Source organism: Psychrobacter sp. TS_SC_6 (assembly GCF_056156305.1).
Genome location: NZ_CM149590.1, coordinates 558502 through 580410, shown reverse-complemented (window position 1 = coordinate 580410; position 21909 = coordinate 558502). Strand labels below are relative to the sequence as shown.

Annotated in this window: 18 protein-coding genes; 9 read left to right on the top strand and 9 right to left on the bottom strand. The window is 42.3% G+C overall.

Annotated elements, in window-relative coordinates; genetic code table 11:
- Positions 1-36: 36 nt before the first annotated feature.
- A protein-coding gene (locus AC0J5Y_RS02470) for an IS3 family transposase (RefSeq protein WP_475130053.1) occupies positions 37-1202 on the bottom strand; the annotation gives its coding sequence in 2 pieces (ribosomal slippage) (positions 37-947 and positions 947-1202; 1167 coding nt in all).
- A 39-nt stretch (positions 1203-1241) separates the two neighbouring features.
- On the opposite strand from AC0J5Y_RS02470, the gene AC0J5Y_RS02465 reads away from it, so the two are divergent.
- From AC0J5Y_RS02465 to AC0J5Y_RS02435, 7 genes are all read left to right on the top strand, one after another.
- Positions 1242-1826, top strand: a complete 585-nt coding sequence (locus tag AC0J5Y_RS02465) for a hypothetical protein (RefSeq protein WP_475131386.1) — start codon at positions 1242-1244, stop codon at positions 1824-1826.
- A gap of 134 nt (positions 1827-1960) precedes the next feature.
- Positions 1961-2257: a helix-turn-helix transcriptional regulator gene (locus AC0J5Y_RS02460; protein ID WP_475131385.1), complete on the top strand. Its 297-nt coding sequence runs from the start codon at positions 1961-1963 to the stop codon at positions 2255-2257.
- Between the two features lies 1 nt (position 2258).
- Positions 2259-2549 carry a helix-turn-helix domain-containing protein gene (locus AC0J5Y_RS02455; protein ID WP_475131384.1) on the top strand — a complete coding sequence of 97 codons (291 nt, stop codon included), beginning with the start codon at positions 2259-2261 and terminating at the stop codon, positions 2547-2549.
- Positions 2546-2821, top strand: a complete 276-nt coding sequence (locus tag AC0J5Y_RS02450; protein WP_475131383.1) for a hypothetical protein — start codon at positions 2546-2548, stop codon at positions 2819-2821. The genes AC0J5Y_RS02455 and AC0J5Y_RS02450 overlap by 4 nt, the downstream gene beginning before the upstream one ends.
- 285 nt (positions 2822-3106) lie before the next feature.
- Positions 3107-5221, top strand: a complete 2115-nt coding sequence (locus AC0J5Y_RS02445) for a DUF3987 domain-containing protein (RefSeq protein ID WP_475131382.1) — start codon at positions 3107-3109, stop codon at positions 5219-5221.
- A 345-nt stretch (positions 5222-5566) separates the two neighbouring features.
- Entirely contained in the window at positions 5567-5938 is a 372-nt protein-coding gene (locus AC0J5Y_RS02440) for a type II toxin-antitoxin system RelE/ParE family toxin (protein ID WP_475131381.1), read from the top strand.
- Positions 5935-6234 carry a helix-turn-helix domain-containing protein gene (locus AC0J5Y_RS02435; protein ID WP_475131380.1) on the top strand — a complete coding sequence of 100 codons (300 nt, stop codon included), beginning with the start codon at positions 5935-5937 and terminating at the stop codon, positions 6232-6234. Before AC0J5Y_RS02440 ends, AC0J5Y_RS02435 begins: the two co-directional genes overlap by 4 nt.
- Before the next feature lie 400 nt (positions 6235-6634).
- Here AC0J5Y_RS02435 and AC0J5Y_RS02430 read toward each other — a convergent pair whose 3' ends face one another.
- From AC0J5Y_RS02430 to AC0J5Y_RS02415, 4 genes are all read right to left on the bottom strand, one after another.
- A complete protein-coding gene (locus AC0J5Y_RS02430; RefSeq protein WP_475131379.1) occupies positions 6635-9910 on the bottom strand; it encodes a type I restriction endonuclease subunit R in 3276 nt (1091 codons plus the stop codon).
- A 227-nt stretch (positions 9911-10137) separates the two neighbouring features.
- Entirely contained in the window at positions 10138-11064 is a 927-nt protein-coding gene (locus AC0J5Y_RS02425) for an Abi family protein (RefSeq protein ID WP_475131378.1), read from the bottom strand.
- A gap of 60 nt (positions 11065-11124) precedes the next feature.
- A complete protein-coding gene (locus tag AC0J5Y_RS02420; protein WP_475131377.1) occupies positions 11125-12471 on the bottom strand; it encodes a restriction endonuclease subunit S in 1347 nt (448 codons plus the stop codon).
- Positions 12471-14825 (bottom strand): type I restriction-modification system subunit M, encoded by a 2355-nt coding sequence (locus AC0J5Y_RS02415; protein ID WP_475131376.1) that lies wholly within the window; start codon positions 14823-14825, stop codon positions 12471-12473. Before AC0J5Y_RS02415 ends, AC0J5Y_RS02420 begins: the two co-directional genes overlap by 1 nt.
- A gap of 1306 nt (positions 14826-16131) precedes the next feature.
- On the opposite strand from AC0J5Y_RS02415, the gene AC0J5Y_RS02410 reads away from it, so the two are divergent.
- A complete protein-coding gene (locus AC0J5Y_RS02410) occupies positions 16132-17304 on the top strand; it encodes a Fic family protein (RefSeq protein WP_475131375.1) in 1173 nt (390 codons plus the stop codon).
- 442 nt (positions 17305-17746) lie between these two features.
- On the opposite strand, the gene AC0J5Y_RS02405 is transcribed toward AC0J5Y_RS02410, so the two are convergent.
- The gene (locus AC0J5Y_RS02405; RefSeq protein WP_475131374.1) at positions 17747-18106 is read right to left on the bottom strand and encodes a hypothetical protein; all 360 of its coding nucleotides are present in this window, start codon (positions 18104-18106) and stop codon (positions 17747-17749) included.
- Positions 18107-18141: 35 nt separating this feature from the next.
- Between AC0J5Y_RS02405 and AC0J5Y_RS02400 the strand changes: the two genes are divergently transcribed.
- Positions 18142-18942, top strand: a complete 801-nt coding sequence (locus AC0J5Y_RS02400) for an SIR2 family NAD-dependent protein deacylase (RefSeq protein WP_475131373.1) — start codon at positions 18142-18144, stop codon at positions 18940-18942.
- An 11-nt stretch (positions 18943-18953) separates the two neighbouring features.
- Here the strand turns inward: AC0J5Y_RS02400 and AC0J5Y_RS02395 are convergent, their stop codons facing one another.
- From AC0J5Y_RS02395 to AC0J5Y_RS02385, 3 genes are all read right to left on the bottom strand, one after another.
- The gene (locus tag AC0J5Y_RS02395; protein ID WP_475131372.1) at positions 18954-19952 is read right to left on the bottom strand and encodes an adenosine deaminase; all 999 of its coding nucleotides are present in this window, start codon (positions 19950-19952) and stop codon (positions 18954-18956) included.
- Positions 19953-20043: 91 nt separating this feature from the next.
- Positions 20044-20568 carry a TPM domain-containing protein gene (locus AC0J5Y_RS02390; RefSeq protein ID WP_475132058.1) on the bottom strand — a complete coding sequence of 175 codons (525 nt, stop codon included), beginning with the start codon at positions 20566-20568 and terminating at the stop codon, positions 20044-20046.
- 91 nt (positions 20569-20659) lie between these two features.
- The gene (locus AC0J5Y_RS02385; RefSeq protein ID WP_475131371.1) at positions 20660-21808 is read right to left on the bottom strand and encodes a TPM domain-containing protein; all 1149 of its coding nucleotides are present in this window, start codon (positions 21806-21808) and stop codon (positions 20660-20662) included.
- Between the last annotated feature and the right edge of the window lie 101 nt (positions 21809-21909).

Sequence of the window (21909 nt, the reverse complement as noted above, 5' to 3'; positions counted from 1 at the left end):
TGTCAATCCCGTAGAACTAAACTTGGGAGATTTTAGTTACGCAGCCTGAGTGTAAAAGTCAAACCAGACCTGTCTTGGCGATTTATAGCCCAAGCCCTTTTGAATCCTCGTCTGATTGTAATACAGCTCAATATATCTAATGATATCGTTGATGGCTGCAAACCTTGTTTTATAGTCCTTATGATATACCAGCTCATTCTTTAATATGCCCCAGAAGCTTTCTATTGGCGCATTGTCATAACAATTGCCTTTGCCACTCATAGAGCCTGTAAAGTGATGCTGCTTGATAATCTTGTGGTACGCATGGCTACAATACTGGCTGCCTCTGTCTGAATGAACGATTAGCCCTTTGCTTGGACGTTTATTCTTGATTGCCATATTGAGTGCACGGCATACTAGATCAGCGGTCATACGTTTGTTAATGGCATAGCCGACCAGCTCTTTGGTGTATAAGTCTTTGACTCCCGCTAAATACAACCAGCCCTCGTTTGTCCAGATATAGGTAATATCACTGACCCACGCTTGGTTAGGGCGACTGGCATCAAATTGCTGATCCAGCACGTTCGGATAGACCAGTTTGTTGTGATTGGAGTCGGTGGTGACTTTAAAGCGCTTATGGCGACGGCATTTGATGCTATGTTCTTCTTTGATGCTTCTGACCATATACTGGCTAATATAATGCCCTTGCTCACTTAGATGAGCATGCAGTCGATCTACGCCATAACGTTCTTTCGTTTCACTGTGAGCGGCTCTAACCAATAGCTCAGACTGGTTGCGATGTATCTGTTGGTCGCTGATATCGCGGCTTAGCCAATCGTAGTAGCTTGAGGGCTTTACCCTTAGCACGCGGCACATAGTGGTGATGCTAAAGAAGTGCTGGTTATCTTTGATGAAGGCGTACCTGACTAACTGTTTTTCGCGAAGTACGCCGTCGCCTTTTTTAAGATCTCTCGTTCCTCTTCAGCCACTTTAAGTTGTCGCTTCAGTCGCTTGTTTTCTTCCATCACGGCCATAAGCTGTGGATCGTACTGCTCAGTGCCGATAAGCTTGCCTTGATTGGCTTTGTTATGCCAGTTCGATAGCGTTTGCATGGCGATACCAAGCTGCTTTGCGGTCGCTGAAATATTGCCATCGTTATCCGCTATCTTCTTGACGGCTTCGGCTTTGAATTCTGGGCTATAAGTTCTGATTTTCTTGATCATGGTAAACTCCTGTTGTTGTGCTTAGTTTACCAAGTTTAGGTGTACGGTTTCTTCAGCATAGCTCACTTCTTAATAGATAACAAAAAAGTACATAGCAATGATCTAAGGTTTATTAAAGCTGATTTAGATATCTTTTTCAATAATCAACCTTATCAATCAGATAAAAAATTACAAGCTAGTTTAGAGCTTGGAAGAAGGTTATTTCAAGAGCAGCGAGATATAGTCACCTCTCTAACAACTCAACTTGCTGATGCATTAACCATTATCGAAAAAAATAAATCAAAAGATTTAGATTCATCATTAGATAGCCGTCTCGATATAGATGAACACTCACAAAGTTATGACTGGCAAAATATGAACGAATACACTTACCCTCCTGAACTTCATTTAGCTATCGAAATATGGGAGAAGTACTATAAAACTGATGCTTCAAAAAACATTACTCAGTTTGATACTGGTAGATTTAATAGCATAGCCAGTAAAATTAATTTAAAGGACGGTAATTTAAAAGATAGGATTAGAACTATTTTGACACCTTTAGAGAGCAAGATAAAAGCACCGTCACTTATAAAGTCCTTAAAAGCTATTGATATGATTCACACTGATAAAATAGAACAGGATTAAATGAGGTAGCACCTTAATAAAATGCCACTGCCTTAACTAAGCACCATTGCCCACCACCATACCTCACCACTTAACATTCACTTCATAGCAGGGCATTACCGCCCATTCCTTTAACCGCTATGGAGTGAACTATTATGGCCTTAGTCGATCAATACTTAAGAATGGCAGTCCTTGCCAACCAGCCCGAACGCAAAGCTAAGACGTACATTACAAAGTCAGGTCAACAGCGCACCGTCACCGCCAAAGCTGCCACACACGGCATCACTGGCTTTAGTGTTAAGCACATCTACCATCTAATCAATCAAGGCCAGTTCCCAGCACCCGTAAAAATTGGGCGGGCTAGTCTATGGCGCTTATCTGAAATCAATAGCTGGATAGACAGTCATGCCCAGCCAACAGACGACAATGCCAACGCAACAAAGGGGGCTTAATATGAAAACCACAGCCACCGCACCCGTTACCAATGAGCAAGCCCCTAAAACCCAAATAAAGATTGTGAGAGCGCATTTAATGACAGGTGCGACTATCAGCATATGGGAGTCTATTCACCTTTATCAAATCACAAGCTTAGCTCAACGCATACACAACTTACGAGGTGCAGGACTGCTAATCCAAAGCGAAATGATGAAGCACAACAATAAATGGTTTGCGGTCTATTGGCTTGATGAGCAAACCTTACTAGAACTAGAAAGCGAATTTTCTAACACTGAGGTGACTCCATGAGCCAATCAAACGAAATCTTAGAATCTCGCCTAGTAGCAGTTGATAGCCTTTACCTGTCCATCATTAACGACCGCGTACAAGATATATCAAACGATGCTGAAAGCTTATCAATGGCACTTAGTGCTATCAAGATCAAAGATGACACAAGTAAGGGCGTTATTGTAGCTATAAGGTCTGCCCTACTGGCAAATAGCGAGCTGGCAAGGATAGTTAGTGAAATGGTAGATGGGCTTATAACCTTGCCAACAGTGGAGGTAAAAGACCATGATTAATAATCCTATCAAAGACAACTCACAGCTCAAGAACAGTGCACGAGCTGGCAAGCGTAGCGTGTGGGTTAGTTTTATCATCTTTATGCTATGGGTGGGTATCATCGGCTTATTTATATCATTGGTGGCGCGCAAGCAGAACGAACCTGAAATCTTTGTAACTAAAAAATTAGCGGAGTGTAAATACTCTTACCAAAGCAACGCTATAGGAATGCCGATCTTAGTCTCTACTTTGAAAGGCATCAGCCTATATATTAGTAGAACGAGTTGCGAGAAAAGGAGTAATAGATGACTACTATGCCACAGACCAACACCCATGAAAAAACCCACGGCAAGGTGGGATTATCTGGCATCTTAGGTGACTATCCAGTAGCAACTATTGAAGCACTATCAGGCTTTAATATCTTAGCTCAAAACTACCCATTATTGAACCCTAAAAGCTTAATAGTTATTGATGACAGGGTAACGGTAACCAAAGGAGAAAATGCAGGGGACAAACTGGACACAGTAGGCACTATAGGAATGGTTTTGTATAACAAAGACTATGAGCCGACAAGCTTACGATGCTTATATGCTGATGACCATATCAAACCGATCATAACCGACACTAGCCAGCCGTCTGCTTACCTTATTGGACCATTAATTAATGATAGCGAGCTTATCGCAGTAGATAACTTTGATGATGGCATAGCCCTAGCCAAATGCTTAATCAGCGAGCATGTGACGATAGCTATTAGCCCTACTGAATGGCTATTCAATGAAACGGTTAAGCATTTCTCACAAGATAGGCCTGTTACCATCTTTACGACATTGGACAAGGTGGACGAAGTAAGCAAGCCGCTGGCAGGTCATAACGTAAAGGTAGTAGTTACCAGTGACAGGACAGTATTAGAACATTTAGAATATGGAGGCTTAATCTATACCGCTATTTTGGCAGACAGTGAAACCACTATAACCAATTTACAAGCTGATGCATGGCCCACACCTGAACCGCTTGCAAGTGACCCTAGCCAGCCTACACGCTACCCGATTGAAGCATGGCCGCCAATACTACGAAAACCAATAGAAGCTATTGCTTACTATACACAAGTACCATTAGCGATGGCAGGGCAAGCCGTGTTAGGTGCAATAGCTCATATAGGGCAAGCGCATATTGATGCACCGATGGGCAGCGAACACAAGCCAACGAGCCTTATTATCATTACAGAGGGCGAAAGCGGTACAGGTAAAACACAAGTAATGGGCTTAAGTCACTTTAAGATAGATCAGCATGAGAAGCAGCTATATTCTAATTATTTAAGTGACATATCATCATGGGAAAATAATTTATTAAGTCTAAAAGGTAAAGACAGAGCCGCTTTTTTAGATGAAAACCCAAAGCCACCTAACCCCGTCACTATGTTTGATGATGCAACGATTGAACCGCTTATTGATCGTTTTGTTGATGGTGAAATGTATAACGCCAGTTTATCCACTGATGAAGCAGGACAATTTTTTAATGGTCACACCATGAAAAGTGAAACCGCTGGCAGTGCGTTAGGCGCGATAACCAAGCTTTATAGCAGTGGCATTGCAGGACGCACACGTTCGCAAAAGAACGCTTACGCAAACCCAAGAACCAAAGCTTATGATGTGCGTATGACTTTTTTACTACAAGGACAGCGCGTAGTCTTAGAGAAAGCATTAACCGACCCACTGATGAGCGGACAAGGATTTTTAGCACGTGCAATGATTGCTTGCCCTGAGGACTTACGAGGCAAAAGAGTATGGAATGATCCAAAGCGTAGGAATGACAGGCCACATGACAACCCTTACTTAATAGACTACTGGTCACGCTGTCAAAGCTTACTTGATCCAATCCCAGCTGATATACCAAGTGACATTAAAGGCGCACCTAGCCGCATTAAAATGCAATGGGCAAGCAATGAAGCATTACAAGCTTTTGAGGACGGTATGCAAGCGATAGAGAACCGCCAAGCAAGCGGACAGGTTTTAGAATATCTCAAAGCTTACGCCTCACGTATGGCAGAAAATGCCACGCGTATAGCTTCACTAATGGCATTCTTTGATAGCCGCAAGACCGTTACCACTGATGATATAAAACGCGCCTTTATGTTAGTGGAATATTCAACAACCGAACGCTTACGCTACCAAGATGCAACCTCTACAGGTGAGCAGAATGACAGTGAAAAGCTAAGTTGCTGGCTAGTAAATAAAGCAAGAAATAAAAACCCTCATAAATTAAACCGCACTGATATTTATAATGGTGCACCTCAGCCTATGCGTAAGAATAACCGCATACTTCAAGGTGAGCTAGATAACTTAGAAAGTAAGTCACATATCAGGCAAACGGACGAGGGACGAAAAAAGATTATTGAGGTCAATCCAAAGCTTTATAAATAAAGATACTTGCCCAGAAATGTGCCTTTTTTGCCTAAATGCCCCTTAGCCCTTACAGCTAGGGGGTTTTGCTTAGTAAAGGCATTTGCCTAACCGTGCCTTTTTTGCCTAAACCGTCCTAAAAACATACCTATTTAGGCACAATAAAGGCAATTTAGGCACGCTTAGGACGGAGGCATTACCAACTTAATGCTATATGTAATAAGGCCTACAAGCTATTTAGGCAGTTTAGGCACGTTTTCCTAGGTATAAAACTATATTGGTAGGTATGAGTAAAGCCCAGCTATTAGAAACCTCACAAGATATAACCGTATTGTTATATAATAAATAAGAAATAAGGCTTACTATATGTATGAGATTATATTTGCCCCTCAATTTGAGGACTGGCTAGAATCGCTAACCCAAGCCGAGCAGGACGATGTATTAGCCGCTTTAATGATACTGCGCCAATACGGGCATCAATTAGGCAGACCACACGCTGATACGCTAAAAGACAGTAAGCTAACCACCCTAAAAGAACTACGGGTTCAACATGCTGGCAAGCCATACAGAGCGTTTTATGTGTTCGACCCTTATAGGCAAGCAGTCATGCTATGTGGTGGTGACAAGACAGGTGACAAGACAGGTGACAAGCGTTTTTATAAGCGCATGATGCCGATAGCCGAAAGTATCTATCAGGCGTACCTTAAAACGCTAGATAACAAGGAGAATAACAAATGACAAAATTTACGAACTTAGATGACTACATGGCAAAAATGCCAGCCGACAGACAAAGCCATATCACTGATAAAGCCAAACGCTTAAGCCAGTCTATTGAGCTGGCTAAACTTAGAAAGATGGGAAACCTTAAACAGTCGGAGCTTGCCGCCATGATGGGCGTATCACAAGCCAGCATATCAAAGGTTGAAAGTGGCAAGGACATTCAACTATCAACTCTACAGAACTATGTACAGTCACTAGGAGGCGAAGTGGTCATTACTGCTAAGATGCCAAACAGTGAAGTCATATTGATGTAGTACACTCGCCTTATAGGTAAACCCAATCTAATACTGAAAGGCAGGCGTGTATCGTCTGCCTTTTTTGTGCCTGATGATACTACGCTCATAAGCCCATCTGAACATATTGACTGCATTAACAGATACCCCCAAGTTTAGGGCTAGCGACTTGGCTTTGGATTACCCATACCGCCATTATTTGATCGATTGAACACGACAAACTTGGAAGCAAAACCATGGAATCAAGAAAATTAGGAAGCAAAACCCGCCTTTTTCGTAATATTATAATCACGGCAATCGCTTAATTCATAATGGCTACAGCGGAAGCAGAGAAGAGAAATGGAAGCAAGAGGAAGCAGGAAAAGGGGTTTATTCACCTAGATGAATAGAACCCCTTGTTACCTTAAATTTTCTGTATAACCTATCCTGAAACCTCAGCACCCAACTTCGTATCAAGCATCAATCTAATGAATTTCTTAAACTGATTAGGATTAGACAATAAGTGCATGGTCATACCCTCATAAGCTTCTTGGCTTTCAAACAGCGCATCCATTGCTGCATCTGGATAACCACCTAACATAATCTGATCCGTGCTGTTATTACTGAATTGCTTGACCACGATCTCATTTTCGGTGACTTTATCCCAAATAGTGTTTTGAAAATTAACCATGTCGTTCTCGGTAAAGTCTTCGCCAGCAAATACCTCATTCAAGCGCTCAATCACCTGCGATAAAAAGGCTTCTTTTATATCTTTAGGGGTCGCCGTACCAGCGCCGCCACCCGCTTCTAGCTCGCCACTACCTTCTTGTAGCTTTAGGTCTTGCTGATACAGCTTTGAGACACGGTAATGACTCATGACGATATTACTCAGATCAACCTCATCCTCATTATCTAGGCTTTCACGCAGTAACGGCTGTAGGTTACGCGCGTATAGGCTCAGCTTCTCTAAGTCTTTAGAATCATAGTCAACGATTTGCGACATAAACTCATACTGACGGGTAAATGTCCCTAAGTCCTTTTTAAAGATCTCCAGCGCATCTTGATCAGTTTTAAAGCCTTTATAATCATTCTCAGCATTGGTGATAAGCACCACATTACCAGTCTCTTTGGTTTGCTCAAGTATATTCTTAGCATGCTGTGCTTTTGTACGCGCTTTATGATATTGCTTCTGCCAACGCTCGACCGCTGGCTTGCAGATATTGCTAATGGCGGCGTTAGACTTGTTTTTACTATAGAAGGCTTCGACAAACTGCTCGACTTCGTTCTTAGTGAAGATACCACTAACGCGCAGCTTCTCATAAAGGTCAAACACTTGATCAGGATCGGACACATCTGCTAAGTGTGCGGTCTCATAATACGGCTGAAAGGCCTCTAAAATATCTTCAGGATCATTAAAGAAATCGAGCACAAACGTGCCACTCTCCGCTTTGCCCTTATAGGTACGGTTAAGCCGTGATAAGGTCTGTACGCAGTCCACGCCTGTTAATTTCTTATCAACATACATAGCGCAGAGTTTAGGCTGATCAAAGCCTGTCTGGAACTTATTAGCCACCAGCATCACTTGATAGTCATCACTGTCAAAGGCTTTACGCATATCACGGCCTTTGAGGCCAATATTCATATTACTTTCGGTGAACTTCTCGCCAAGCAATGCGCCGCTATCAGGATCATTATCAGTAAAGGTAACTTCACCTGAAAACGCAACCATCGCATTGATGTTTCTATAGCCGTACTCAGCGATATAGTTATCAAACGCCAACTTATAGCGCACCGCTTCCTTACGTGAACCCGTCACTACCATCGCCTTGGCTTGCCCGCCAAGTAAGCCTTTGATGTTGTCATTAAAGTGCTCAATGATAATTTTGACCTTCTGGGCGATATTGTGCTCATGGAGGCGCACCCAGTTATTAAGCTTAATCTTGGCGCGGCGCGCATCGACTTCATCATCAGTGGCGGCAAGCTTTTGCTTGAGCTGATAGACCACTTTATAGTTGGTATAGTTTTTTAGCACATCTAAAATAAAGCCCTCTTCAATGGCTTGGCGCATTGAATAGACATGATAAGCGGCGGGCAGGTTATCTTTCGATGCTGGCAAGTCAGGATTGGGCAGACGTCCGAATAGCTCAATGGTCTTTGGCTTAGGCGTGGCAGTAAAGGCGTAGTAGCTTAGGTTAGGACTGCTACGGCGGGCGGCAAGCGTAGCATCCAAGATATCTTCGCTAGATAGTGGCTTATCATCGTCTGCATTACTCTCTATATCACCTGAGACCAGCACTTCTTTGAGCTGGCGCGCGGTAGAGCCGGTCTGCGATGAGTGCGCCTCGTCGGCGATGATGGCATAACGGCGCGATTTTAGAACGCTTGAATCTTCAATCGCTTTGAGCACAAACGGGAAAGTTTGAATAGTGACAATGATAATGGGCTGCGAGTTCACCAGTGCGGCAGCCAGCTGTTCAGACTTTGAACCGTCACCTTCTTTTCTATTGATTTTACCAACCACGCCATCGGCATGTTCAAACTGATAGATGGTTTCTTGTAGCTGGTCATCAAGCACAGTACGGTCGGTGATGACGATCACTGAATGAAACTGCTTATCGCCATCGCTGTTGTATAACGTGGATAGCTGATGCGCTGTCCATGCGATAGAGTTGGACTTGCCTGAGCCTGCGCTGTGTTGAATGAGATACTTTTGACCAGTGCCTTCAGTCACGGCAGCATCAACCAATTTGGTCACCACATCCCACTGATGATAGCGCGGGAACATCATGGTCTCGCGTTTAGACTTGCGCCCAATCGCGTCCTCTTCTTCTTCTATCTGCAAGTGCATAAAATGGCCGAGAATCGCCAAGAGATTGTCTGGTGTGAGTACTTCATTCCAGAGATAATCAGTAGCATAGCGGCTGCTATCGCTAGGTGCATCATTACCCGCGCCGCCCGCTTTAGTACCTTTATTAAACGGTAAGAAGTAAGTACGCGCGCCATCCAGCTTCGTTGTCATATAGACTTCATATTGACTGACGGCAAAGTGCACCAATGCGCCGCGCTTAAACGTTAGTAGCGGCTCAGGATTTTTGGTATCAGGGTCTTTTGGCAAGCGTGTCTTTTTATACTGAGTAATAGCATTTTGTACTGATTGCTTAAACTCTGACTTTAGCTCCATCGTGGTCACGGGTATGCCATTGACGAATAGCACGACATCAATACGGTTACGCTTAGCGACTTTGTCATTAGCATCAGCGCCGTCTTTTAAGCTGGCATGAGGGCTATAGACTACCTCAGGAACAACACGGCAGATATTGGCCTCATAACGTGCCATGATTTCAGGGTTGAGACTGTGCTCAGGTTTAAACTGGCACAAGCTAAAACGCGCGTTACGAATCTTTAACTCATGACGCAATACGCCCAATGTGCCATAAGTGCGCGACGCTCTATCAGTAGAGTGCTCATCAGCTTTGTTTAACTGCTTAACCAATGCGTCGATAAAGTGGCGCTCTGAGTCGATAGGATAATTACGGCAGAACTTCTCCCACTCTTGCGGCTGGGTATTCTGCACAAAGTCCAGCACGTCTTGCTCATATAGCGCGGTCTCAGCCGTATAACCACTAGGATTACCCAACTGCCAGCCTTGCACCTGCATTTGAGTGACAATATCGGCTTGGAAGACAGATTCATAAGTGACGTTGTGCGCGTTAGTCATGTTAAGTCCGTTTTTAATTATTATTTAGATAGAATAATGATTAGATAAAATAATGAGTAAATTCATGGCGTATGAAGTGCACCCTGAAAAACATAAACTCTAGATATTTATGATAATTGACATAATGGCATAAGCTACGTATAATGGTACGCAACAACTCCCCTAGTTTTACCAATCCATGTGATTGGATCATAAGACTAGGGGCTTTTTTTGTCTGTTTTTCTTGTTTAGTTTTCCTGCCATAACTGCCATGAGCTGGGGTTTACATCAACGCCCATTTGTTCTAAACAAACGGCCTTATTTCCCACTTGCGGAAACTCAGCCAAAAGCGCCAAAAAACGCGTGCCCCATTTTGAATTAGGGCAAATCACATCTAGCATTCTCTTCATCAAACAAAAATAAACGAATACTTTTTTGACGGTTAGATTTTGCCATTGCTGATCATTTAGCCCTTTTACGCTCGCTTTAAATACTATGGCTCTATTCCATAATCGGCTATGGTGTGCTGATACATTACGTATAAAGTTAAAGGCATGCAAATGTGATTGTAAATGGCTACCACTTTGAAGGTGATAGATCTTTGCAATTTTATCTTTATCACTGTCTTTCATACCTTTAAACAGCGTTGACATGGTGCCAAAATCCCATGTTTCGCAAGCTACCCAAATTGGTAAAGCAGAATAATATCGTGTGTGGTGATTAACAAAGGTATTCTTTTTTCTTTGTTCATTATCTATTGCACCTTGATGACGTGTGACCCACTTTTCATGGTTAAAGTTATCATCAAAATATTTGCTATCTAAGTAAGCCGTAGAACTATAACGACCTAACGTATAACTGATATTCACTCGTAATGCGACTTCAATTCTTTCTAGTGCATCCAAAGCCATTTGTCTAAGTTTCTTGTCAAACATATATAGATTTTTGACATCCTCAAAGTGACTACTCTCTATAAAGCAATCTAGCTTGCGATTGGAGTTTTGGGCATCCACCTGTCTAAACGAATATAAATAACCACTAAAGCGGTAATAACCAATGGTTTTTAGATAACCCAAAGCTTTTTGTTCGTCTTCGATAATTAGCCCACGATTTTTTAAAAGCTCTAGTTGTTGGCTAAAGCTTGTCCACTCTTTTATGGGTTTTTTGTTGACCATGTTTTTTCCATTGGTTAACGCTAAAGCGTTTAAAATATAAGTGTATAAGGTGAATAAGATCTACTCAGGTGCTTGCCAGCAGCGCACATCAATCTTGCCCGTAACAGCGGCAGATATTAAGGCGGTGCGGCGTTCTTGCATAAGTTGTATGGCTTTTTCTGCTTCACATATTAATTTCGAGTATTTATTCTGATTTTTCTCGATATGCTCAACAATACTTTCTTGCTCTACTCTTGGCGGCACTGTGACCACCATATTTTTTACTTCATCAAGATAAATATTTTTCTGAGTATTTGATTTACCCATTGCTGCATAAAGATATGGATTTGAAACGTAATGATATAAGTAGTTAATATCAACTTTTATATTGCAAAATGGAATAAAACCATCATGTATGCACACTTTGACTTTATTAATAAAAGCCTTACCAATAGTTGCTGAGGCAGTAATAATTAGGTTGTTAGGATAAACTCTCGCACTCTTCTTGCTCCCTAGAGGGGATAACCTTAATTTTGACTCATACAAATATTTATCACATTTTGTAGCATCTGAAATATTTAAATATGCCCATTCACCATTTTCATCAAAATATTCAGGAGCATCGACAGGGCGTAAAATAGCACCTCGTGTAATATCTGCAATATATTTTGCCTGTATTACCCCCCAATGCTCAGGCACTTCCCCCAACCACTCAACGCCCGAATCTTTCATCGGCGCATCAGGGTTTAAGCCTTTAGTGACGGCATGACTGATCACGGCTTGTCGCTTTTCTTTTAATAGTTGAATCAGGGTTTGCTGCTTTTCGATTAAGGTATCGATTTGGGCGGTTTCGTGGTCGAGGAAATTGGCGATTGTTTCTCTTTCATCTAAAGATGGCAACCAAATTTCAATCCCTTTCAAAATAGATTGGGTAATACTAAAAACTTTAACGCCTTTTACCATGTGTCTAATTTGGGTTCTTATTTCCTTAGAGTCCATCAAGTAGGCATAAAAGCGACTACATTGACGATCAAAAGGGCGAGCAATAACGGTGTGATAACCAGCAAAAACTAAATCATCAGTAATTAACTGGGTAAAATTCCCTGAACCTTCTATGTCCTCAGAAGTATCAGCAAACACCAAATCACCTTTAGTAAGCAAGGCATAAGGAGTTGACTGCAAATATCCTTCATCAACACACTTTAAATAGTGTTTTTTTGGATCAACCTCAAAACCATATTTTGAATGCACTTCCCCATAGCTTACACAAGGTACGCCAGTATCTAAGAGGTCTGCTTTGGTTATAGTTAAACCTCGACCAAACGAAAACATATATCTAAGCTTACTGAGTTCCCAATGACTAGGAATTTCCTCCAACCACTCAACGCCAGAATTTCTATATTCTTCATATTGTTGATACTTCGCCATTATGAATGCACCTCACCCAACAACTGCATAATCTCGCTACTGACAGCATCCAAGTCTGCATCAATCTCAGATAGCGGACGCGGTGGCTCATAGACATAGAAGTGACGGTTAAACGGTATCTCAAAGCCCACGATGCCAATCTCTTCATCGATGGCATCAGTCTTGTCACTATTGATCCACGCATCAGGCACATGCGGCTGTACTTCACGGGCGAAATAACTTTCAACCAGCTCAGTGGTCGTGACCTCAGGATTGAGCGGCACGTTTTCATAATCACGTAGATCGCTATCAGTTTGGAACTCGACAATCTTGGTCTTGCTGGCGGGATCGATATAGCTAAACGCACCATAGAGGGGATTGGCAACCTTGATCGCTTTTTTGATGACAGGTTCTGCCTCAGGATTTTTCCATGTGATGGCATCCATCAGCTGCTTTTTCTCTTTAGCGTCCAAATCTACCTCAGCATCTTTTAACGCTTGTTTGAACACTTTTTCAAACTCATTGAAGTCATCGAATTGGCGCGCGCCGATAGCTGCTTGCAAGGCTTTCGCTTTATTCATCAGCACAAGCTGCGCCTGCCATATTTTAGCATCGAGCACGTCTTTAACTTGGCTCTCTTTAAGCTCGCTAAAGTCGGCCTTGATCATCGCGCGCGCCTCTAAGGTCACCGCTAATAAATCACCGTAGCTGTCAGTCGTCCATTCAACACCAAAAGCGTCATATAGCGCTGGCATGACCATATCAAACGGCTTAGCTGCATAACGCAAGCTGTCGATAGCTTCATCAGATAATTGGGCAGACAAACGTAGCGGCCGCTCAATAGTGATACGGCGATAGCCAAACTCATGAGTGGCGAATATCTTACTGGCAAAGGTTTTGGCAGGTTCAGCCTTAGGATTGGCAGACTGACGGCCACGGTTAGACTTCACCTCTTCTGGCTTATTTAATACGCGGGCATCAACCACTTCAAAGTTACCAAAGCTACGAGTAATGGTCTTGATGTCGTCATCATTCATCTCATTACGCTTAGAGCCAAGTGATTTACGCATCTTACTGTATAGGTTACTACCGTCAATCAATTGCACTTTGCCGCGACGCTCAGAGGTTTTCTTATTGCTTAATATCCAGATGTAGGTCGCAATGCCCGTGTTATAGAACATATCGTTTGGTAAGGCGATGATGGCCTCTAGCAAATCGGCCTCTAAGATATAGCGGCGAATCTCACTCTCGCCGCTCCCTGCGCCACCCGTGAATAACGGCGAGCCATTTAAGATAATACCGATACGGCTGCCTTGATTGCTGTTTTGACCATTACTAGCTTCTTGCTCAGTAGCAGTAATCGGACGCATCTTGCTAATCAGATGCATCAGGAATAATAGCGAACCGTCAGACACGCGCGGCAAGCCAGCCCCAAAGCGACCGTCAAAGCCCTTTTGCGTATGCTCATCGTTTATCTCACCGGATATCTTTTTCCAGTCCACCCCAAACGGCGGGTTCGATAGCATGTAGTCAAACTTCTCAGCGACCAGCTGATCACTAGACAAAGTATTACCAAGCTTAATGTTATTCACCTCTTGCCCTTTGATCAGCATATCGGCTTTACAGATGGCATAAGATTCAGGGTTTAGCTCTTGACCATAAGTACGCATCACCGCGTCAGGGTTAAGCTCTAACACGTATTCCATACCAGAGGATAGAAAACCGCCTGTCCCCGCTGTAGGGTCATAGATGGTGCGAATAATGCCGTCTTTGGTCAGGGCATCATCATCTTCCATAAATACCAATGAAGTAGTCAGGCGCACGATATCGCGCGGGGTGAAATGCTCCCCTGCGGTCTCGTTCGAGCTTTCAGCAAAGCGGCGGATAAGCTCCTCAAAGACAAAGCCCATTTCATGGTTAGAGATAGTCTCAGGACTCAGATCGGTATTGGCGAACATCTGCACCACTTTATAAAGCAGGTTGGCATCGGCTAACTGACCGACGAACTCTTCAAACTTAAAATGCTCAAATATCTCACGCGCGTCTTTTGAGAAGGATTGCACGTAGGTATTGAGGTTATCTTTAATATCGCTTTGACCCATCTTGCTAAGATCCATGGGCGAGATATTATAGAAAGGTCTCTTGCTAGCACGAATAATGAACTTCTCTTGCGCTTCTTCAGGTAATCCCATGCTAGCGATACGCTGACTTTCGGCAACTACATCTGCCTTGGTCTCTTCTAATACGCACTCTAGGCGGCGCAATAGAGTAAAAGGCAGAATGATGCGGCCGTATTGAGATTGCTTAAAGTCACCGCGTAATAAATCAGCGACAGACCAGATGAAAGCCGCTGTTTGAGAGAAGTTTTTGGTCATGGGATTATCTTATTGTTTGTTGAGCAAGGATAGATACTTGGGATCATATGACAGGCTTAAAAATTGAATAGCACGTACTGCGACGGCGTACATCGACTGATGACGGCTTATAAAACTCATTGTATGATAGTAGGGTCTATAAAGGCTAGTATGAAAGCGGAATTAAAGGCTATATTGAATAAAAGAATTCTTGTTAAGAATAGATGATGCTTTTTGGAAGCAAGAAGTCAGGAAGCAAGAAATCGAGGAAGCAAAAAAGGGTTTTTATACTTTTACTCAATCAGCTTGACTACATGCCAGTAAAGGGTTTAAGCGGAAGCAAAGACTATTTGAGGAAGCAAAAACCATCTTAGGAAACAGTAATACGCTTAAGAGGCTGGCTTGAGATAAAACCAAGTTTGGGTTTATCTAGTTTTTCGAGTAAGTGCGAATTAGTGCGAGCTGACACTGTGGTTTTTGGTGCGGATAATCGTACTACAGACGCGCTATAGGCTGGCAAGTACAGTAAGACCCACTAGGCACGATGCAGTGAAACGCATCATAAACGCATGCATAAACTGGCTAGATTTAAGTAATCACAATCACAATGTGCGTTATTTGCACGATAAACGCTTAACTTTAAGCGCCATTATCAAACGTGTGCAATCAGTCGCAATTTAACCCCATGTACCTATCAGACAGCCTCCCCCAATGGGGGTGATCGTGGAATATAGGAATAAAAAAAAGGTTTTCTGATATTTTTAATTTTTCACAAACCTATACCAGTAAATGGTTTAAGTGGAAGCAAAGCCTATCTTAGGAAGCAGCAATAGGAATAATTGATAAAAACAGTCAACGCGCATTAATACCACTGTTAAGGTATAAGCATGACGCACCAAGAGCGTTTAGCAAAACAACCCCATGCAAACAAAGTGCCAGTTGATTTTAGTATCAAAAAATCACAGTAATATGCTTAAGAGGCTGGCTTGAGATAAGCTCAAGTTTGAGCTTATCTATTTTTTCGAGTAAGTGCGAGCTAATACGGTGGTGTTTTATGCGAATAATCGCAAAAAGAGCAGCCTCAAACGCGCTATAGGCTGGCAAGCATGATAAGCCCCACTGGGCACAATGCAAAAGAAACGCAGTAAAAACGCACACTATTTGCGCCTGTTTTGCACCCATTTAAGCGCTTTTCATCTTGACTGGTCAAAAATCCTGACATTTTCTTTGACATTTTCAATGTATATTTTTCTACAACCCTTATCGTATAATGATTTCAACTGACAATTATCTTGACATTTTCTTTGACAGATTAGGGTTACTTATTATGGCAGAACAGTCTAAAGAGTGGATTGATGATCACACACTTAGAGTCATGACCTATCGGTCTGGGGCATTCACGTTTACGTTGGGCTGCTCACCTAATGAAGCGCTTTTGAACCGTATTGATGATGCCCAATTACGTTTCAATAAAACGCCAACAGTGCCGCAAATTATAGACCAGATTCAAGACAAGGTTTTGGTCAGTAGTGTTTACAGCACCAATACCATTGAAGGTGGGGAGTTCAGCGAAGAAGAAACAGGGCAAATCTTACATACCGCCCCAAAAGATATTCAGAAAACCGCCGAAAAACGGTTGTTTAATCTAAAAGATGCTTTGCTATGGGTAAACAAACACCGTAATCCACAATTCGAACCTACACAAGGCAAACCATTTTTATTAGCAGATATTACGCAACTGCATATTTTGGTGTCGCAAGGTTTAGATGAGGGGCATAACCCAGTTGGACAATTTAGAGATAATGAAAAATGGCAAAAGACCTATGTCGGTAATGCAGAGCATGGAGGACGCTATCAGCCACCCAAGTGCCTTAAAGATATTGAGTATCTATTACAGGCATGGATTGAATGGCTAAATAGCCCTGCTATTATTAACCAGCATGTGATTGTCCGAGCTAGTTTGGCTCATTACTATTTTGAGCTTATTCACCCCTTTTGGGACGGCAACGGTAGAACTGGTCGATTGGTTGAAATGTTAATATATGAGCAATCAGGATATAGGCTGTCATCGTCAGCTATATGGCAGTATTATCAAAAAAAGATTCATGAATACTTTGCGTTATTCAACCATTGCCGTAAACAAGCTAAGGATAAAAAAGATGCGCCAAATCAATTGTTTATTGATTTTGTGATGGCTGGCATGCTGCAAACGATTAATGACTTACATGACCAATGTAATCAACTGATTGGTTTTTTGCTGTATCAAGGTAGTTTAAATAATGCGAAGTTTAACAAAGTGATTTCTGAAAGACAGTTTAATACTATTATGGTTATGATGGGGCTTAGTGATAATTACACCTCTGCTGCATTATTGCGTAATCCGCAAATTAAAGCTTTATATAGTAATCGCACGGAAAGAACCTTTTATCGAGATATAGAGTCCTTGATAGATGAAGGCTTTCTATCTGAACAAGAGGGAAAACTTCTATTAGCCATTTAAGAGAGCTTTTAAATATATAGGTGCTTCTAAGCGCTTAAGTTCAACCATTTGTAAGTTGCATTTCTCTTAGATAGGTTTGCATGATTCAAAGTGAAATCAGCAAAGTCCGAGTAGTCACTCAAAAAATAAATTCTGATCATTAGCGATAACGAAATGTTGTTAAATCTGTTGTTAAATTAATTTACAACAACTGTTAAAGCACTGATAACAGAGACTTATATCTTTATGGTTGACTCCCGCCGAGCGCACCAATCATCGTATTTCGCCATTTCTCAGCACTAACTCAAATCTGTAAAACCATTTAAAACAAAACCTTAAAGTTTTTATCATTAATAAGCTGGTCTGTTAATACCTATAAAATGTTGTATATATTGTTGTTAACTCCATTTTATGCTGACTTATGACGGAGTATTATTTTTCCTAGCTAGATATTTGTACAGACCTATTCTGCCTCTTGCAAATTGGCTTCTAATTGCGCACGGCTAGGCACACGCTGATAATTAATAACAGGTATATCACCTAAACGGCGTTGACTGGCAGCAAGCTTAGGGTCGATCGTAATCATCGCGATTTTTATATTTTGTCGAGTGATGAGCAAATGACTGCCCTTTCGTGTCACTCGATAATCAGGAAAATACTGCTTAATCATCTCCGCCGTCTTTTGTAAGGCATCATTTATCGGTTTTTTCTTATCTTTTGACTTTGTATCATGTAAGTTATGTGGCACACGTGATTTTGCAAAAAACCATAATCCACTGATAACTGCGATCAATATGACAAGCCACCAAATTCCGTCTATCATAAGAAAGGATATCCATTATTAGCAAGGGTTAGCTTATGTTAGCAGAATTACCATTGGCGTTAATAGCAGAAGTGGAGCGCGCCGCCGAACTATTAAAAACAAAGCAGCGCATTTGTCTCTTAACAGGTGCAGGGATTTCAGCAGAAAGCGGTATACCGACTTTTCGTGATAAGCAAACTGGCTTGTGGGAAAATTATAGCGCTGAGGACTTAGCAACACCAGATGCCTTTTCTCGTGACCCAAAGCTGGTTTGGTCATGGTATCAATGGCGCAGACAGCTGGTGGCTAGTAAAAAACCAAATCCTGCCCATATAGCACTGGCGCAGTGGCAATATCATAGTCAATCGACCAATCAGCAACTCACCCTCATTACTCAAAACGTTGATGACTTGCATGAGCAAGCGGGCAGCACCGTCACCCACTTACATGGCAATCTGTGGGCTAATAAATGTAGCCGATGTAAGACATCTTATACCACTCAATCAAAAAGCACTTATGACAGTGAATATAGTATCGACTTTGATGAAGCGCTGATTACTTGCCAGCATTGTGATGGTTATATCAGACCGGATATTGTGTGGTTTGGAGAGTCGTTACCAGTACATGAGTGGCATATAGCAGAGGAAGCTGCCGCAAATTGCGATGTGTTTATCAGTATCGGCACTTCCAGCCTTGTTTATCCTGCTGCCGGACTGGCACAGTCAGCAAAATACAACGGTGCCAAAATTATCGAGATAAACCCTTATCCGACACCAAATACGCTAGTCGATATTACGCTGGCAGCAAAAGCTGGTGCCATCCTGCCAGAGTTGGTAAAAACAATGGGCATACTATAACAAGTAAACCGTTAGCCTACCGCTTGATCGACTTTATCTAAATACTGCTGCTTTAGCTCATCACTGATAAATGACGATCGAAAAGAGTTTTTTACCAAGGTGATAATATCGTCTTCTGTTAATGGCAAATTCTCACTGATATTGATGAAGTTTTGGTTAATATAACCTTTAAAATAAGCAGGGTCATCTGAGTTAACAGTGATATTTAGACCATAATCTAGCAGCTCTTTAATATTATGTTCTTTATAGTTATCAAATACTCTCAACTCGATATTAGAATTCGGGCACACGGTCAGTGGCATCTGCTCCTCTTTTAGACGCTGCATCAGCTCAGCGCTTTTGATAGATTGCACGCCATGGTCAATTCTACTGATATCCAACAAATCCAACGCTTCATAAATGTAAGAGAAATCCGCTTCTTCGCCAGCATGGGCAACCAACTTAAAGCCTTCCTCTTTTGCCTTTTTAAATACCTGTATAAACTTCGATGGCGGATTGCCTAATTCTGAAGAATCTAAACCGACACCGATAATATCGTCTTTAAATGGCAATGCTTGCTCTAATGTCTCAAATGCTTCTTCTTGTGATAAATGCCGTAAAAAGCACATAATAATACAAGAGGTAATACCATATTGCGCCTTAGCATCAGTCAGTGCACGTTTGATGCCTGTTATTACTGTCTCAAACGCGACACCTCTTGCGGTATGCGTTTGCGGATCAAAAAATATCTCTGTATGAATGACATTATCCTCAACGCATTTGAGAATATATTCCCATGTCAAATCGTAGAAGTCATCCTGCGTAATCAAGACATTGGCACCAGCATAATAGATGTCTAAAAACGTCTGCAGATTGGTAAAATTATAAGCATTACGCACATCTTCTATATCCTTATAAGGAATCTCTATCTGGTTCTTTTTTGCCAATCTAAACATCAGCTCAGGCTCGAGCGAGCCTTCAATATGTAAATGCAGTTCTGCTTTTGGCAGTCTTTTTATTAGATCAATCATAATATTCCAGTATTGGCGTTGTATATCGGTTATTTATTAAAGATAGCTATAAGTGTTTAGTGTAATCTTTCATGCTGATGACCGTAAGGGTTTATTTTAAAAAAACCACCGTATCAGACAGCTCATTACCTGATGGGTTTTGCTCCAGATGATAATACTGGCGCAGCACTTGACCAACCTCATCTAGCAATTCAGTCAAGCTTTCTTCTGTCTTCTGATTGGCAATACCGACTACCGCTTTGTCACACATTGCGCGCCAAACTGTTGGGCTGACATGGGCACTGATACCACGATCAGCGACGATTTCAAGCTTGTGCTCGCAAACATTGACGTATATCAGCACACCAGTATTTTCTTCGGTGTCCCACACTCGATATTCACTAAATAAATCAATCGCACGGTCACGGCAGTCGCTATGATAGGCCTCTTGAATAGGCAAATGATTTTCTATGATCAAAAATACCTCGCCGCGGTGACCTTGCTCAGCAAGTGTCACCTGCTCTGTCAACCGAGCTTTTGCCGCGGGCGTTAACCATTTACTATGCAAAACGGGGATAAATAAGACTTGGCGCCACCAGCGGGCAAAGCTGGATTTTGAAGCGTTATTCTCTGCCATCATACTATTTCCTCAAGTACGTCATTACTAATGGTTATTTAGTGTCTTTAATAGGCAGCTATGAAGCCACTGAAAAATAACGGGCTAATGCTTACCAAGAACCGCCAGCGCCGCCGCCACCAAAACCGCCACCGCCACCACCAAAACCGCCACCACCAAAACCACCACCGCCGCCCATACCCGGCAGGAATATCATACCACCGCCTCTACCTCCTTTACCGCCACCAGACCCGCCTTTACCGCCGCCGCGTGAAATCAAAAACAACCAGATAAATATGGCCATAATCAATGTCATAAAAAAGCCACCGCCCAGTGCCAATGCACCAGCAAAGAAACCACCAGAAGCAAGGAGAGAACCAAACACACGGCCAAAGATACTGGTGATAAAGCTACCGAATATCATCGCCATGACAAATAAGAAAATAGGCAATGGCAGCTCATCTGAGCCTTGTTGGCTAGTACGTTCAGCTGCCTGCGCATCGGCACGAGCAAGCACTTCAGGATCAGCAGATAAACGACTTTGTAAGGCCGTTACGCCTGCCAATATCCCTGCGCCATAATTATTTTGCTTAAATAATGGGGTAATATCCTCTCGAATGATGCGATTGACCGCCGCATCTGGCAATACACCTTCGAGTCCATAACCTGTCAATATATACATATCACGGTCATTGACAGCGACAACCACAAGCAAGCCATCATCGATGTCTTGACTACCCAGCTGCCATTTTTCAGCAACTTGCAAGGCATAATCAAAAATAGGCAGGCCATTGGTAGTTGGGACAATCACCACTGCTGCTTGTGCCAAACCTTGCCGATAAATTGTACGTAACTGTGCTTCTAAGCGCTGCTTCTCTTGTGGATTCAGAATGTTGGCTTGGTCGATGACAGGACTGTTTAAAATCAGTTTGTCCGCATCGACACTGTCAGCAGTTGATTTAACAGGAGGACGTTTGGTCGCATTTGCCTCTGCCACGCCCTCATTATTGGATGCATTAGGATTGATAGCTTCATTACCGAGTATGGTTTCGCTAATCGCCTCATTGCCTAAAACAGCATCATTAATAGCTTCATTGGATTCAGCGGCTTTTGCAATAGCCACTAAGTCTTCCACACTGCGATTTTGCGTGGTGCTATCGGCAGCAAGCGTACTGTCATCGGGCGCCGCATACAATGTAGACGTGCTACTAATAGTAAGAGCGAATAACAACGCTGCTAGGGGTGTTTTTAAATGAGTCATTAACTGTCTACCACCTCAAGTCAGATCTTTACTAAATAAATAGGTAGAGCGGCAATCAATAAATAAGTAAGTACTTAATTAACCAATACTTACTGCTCTAC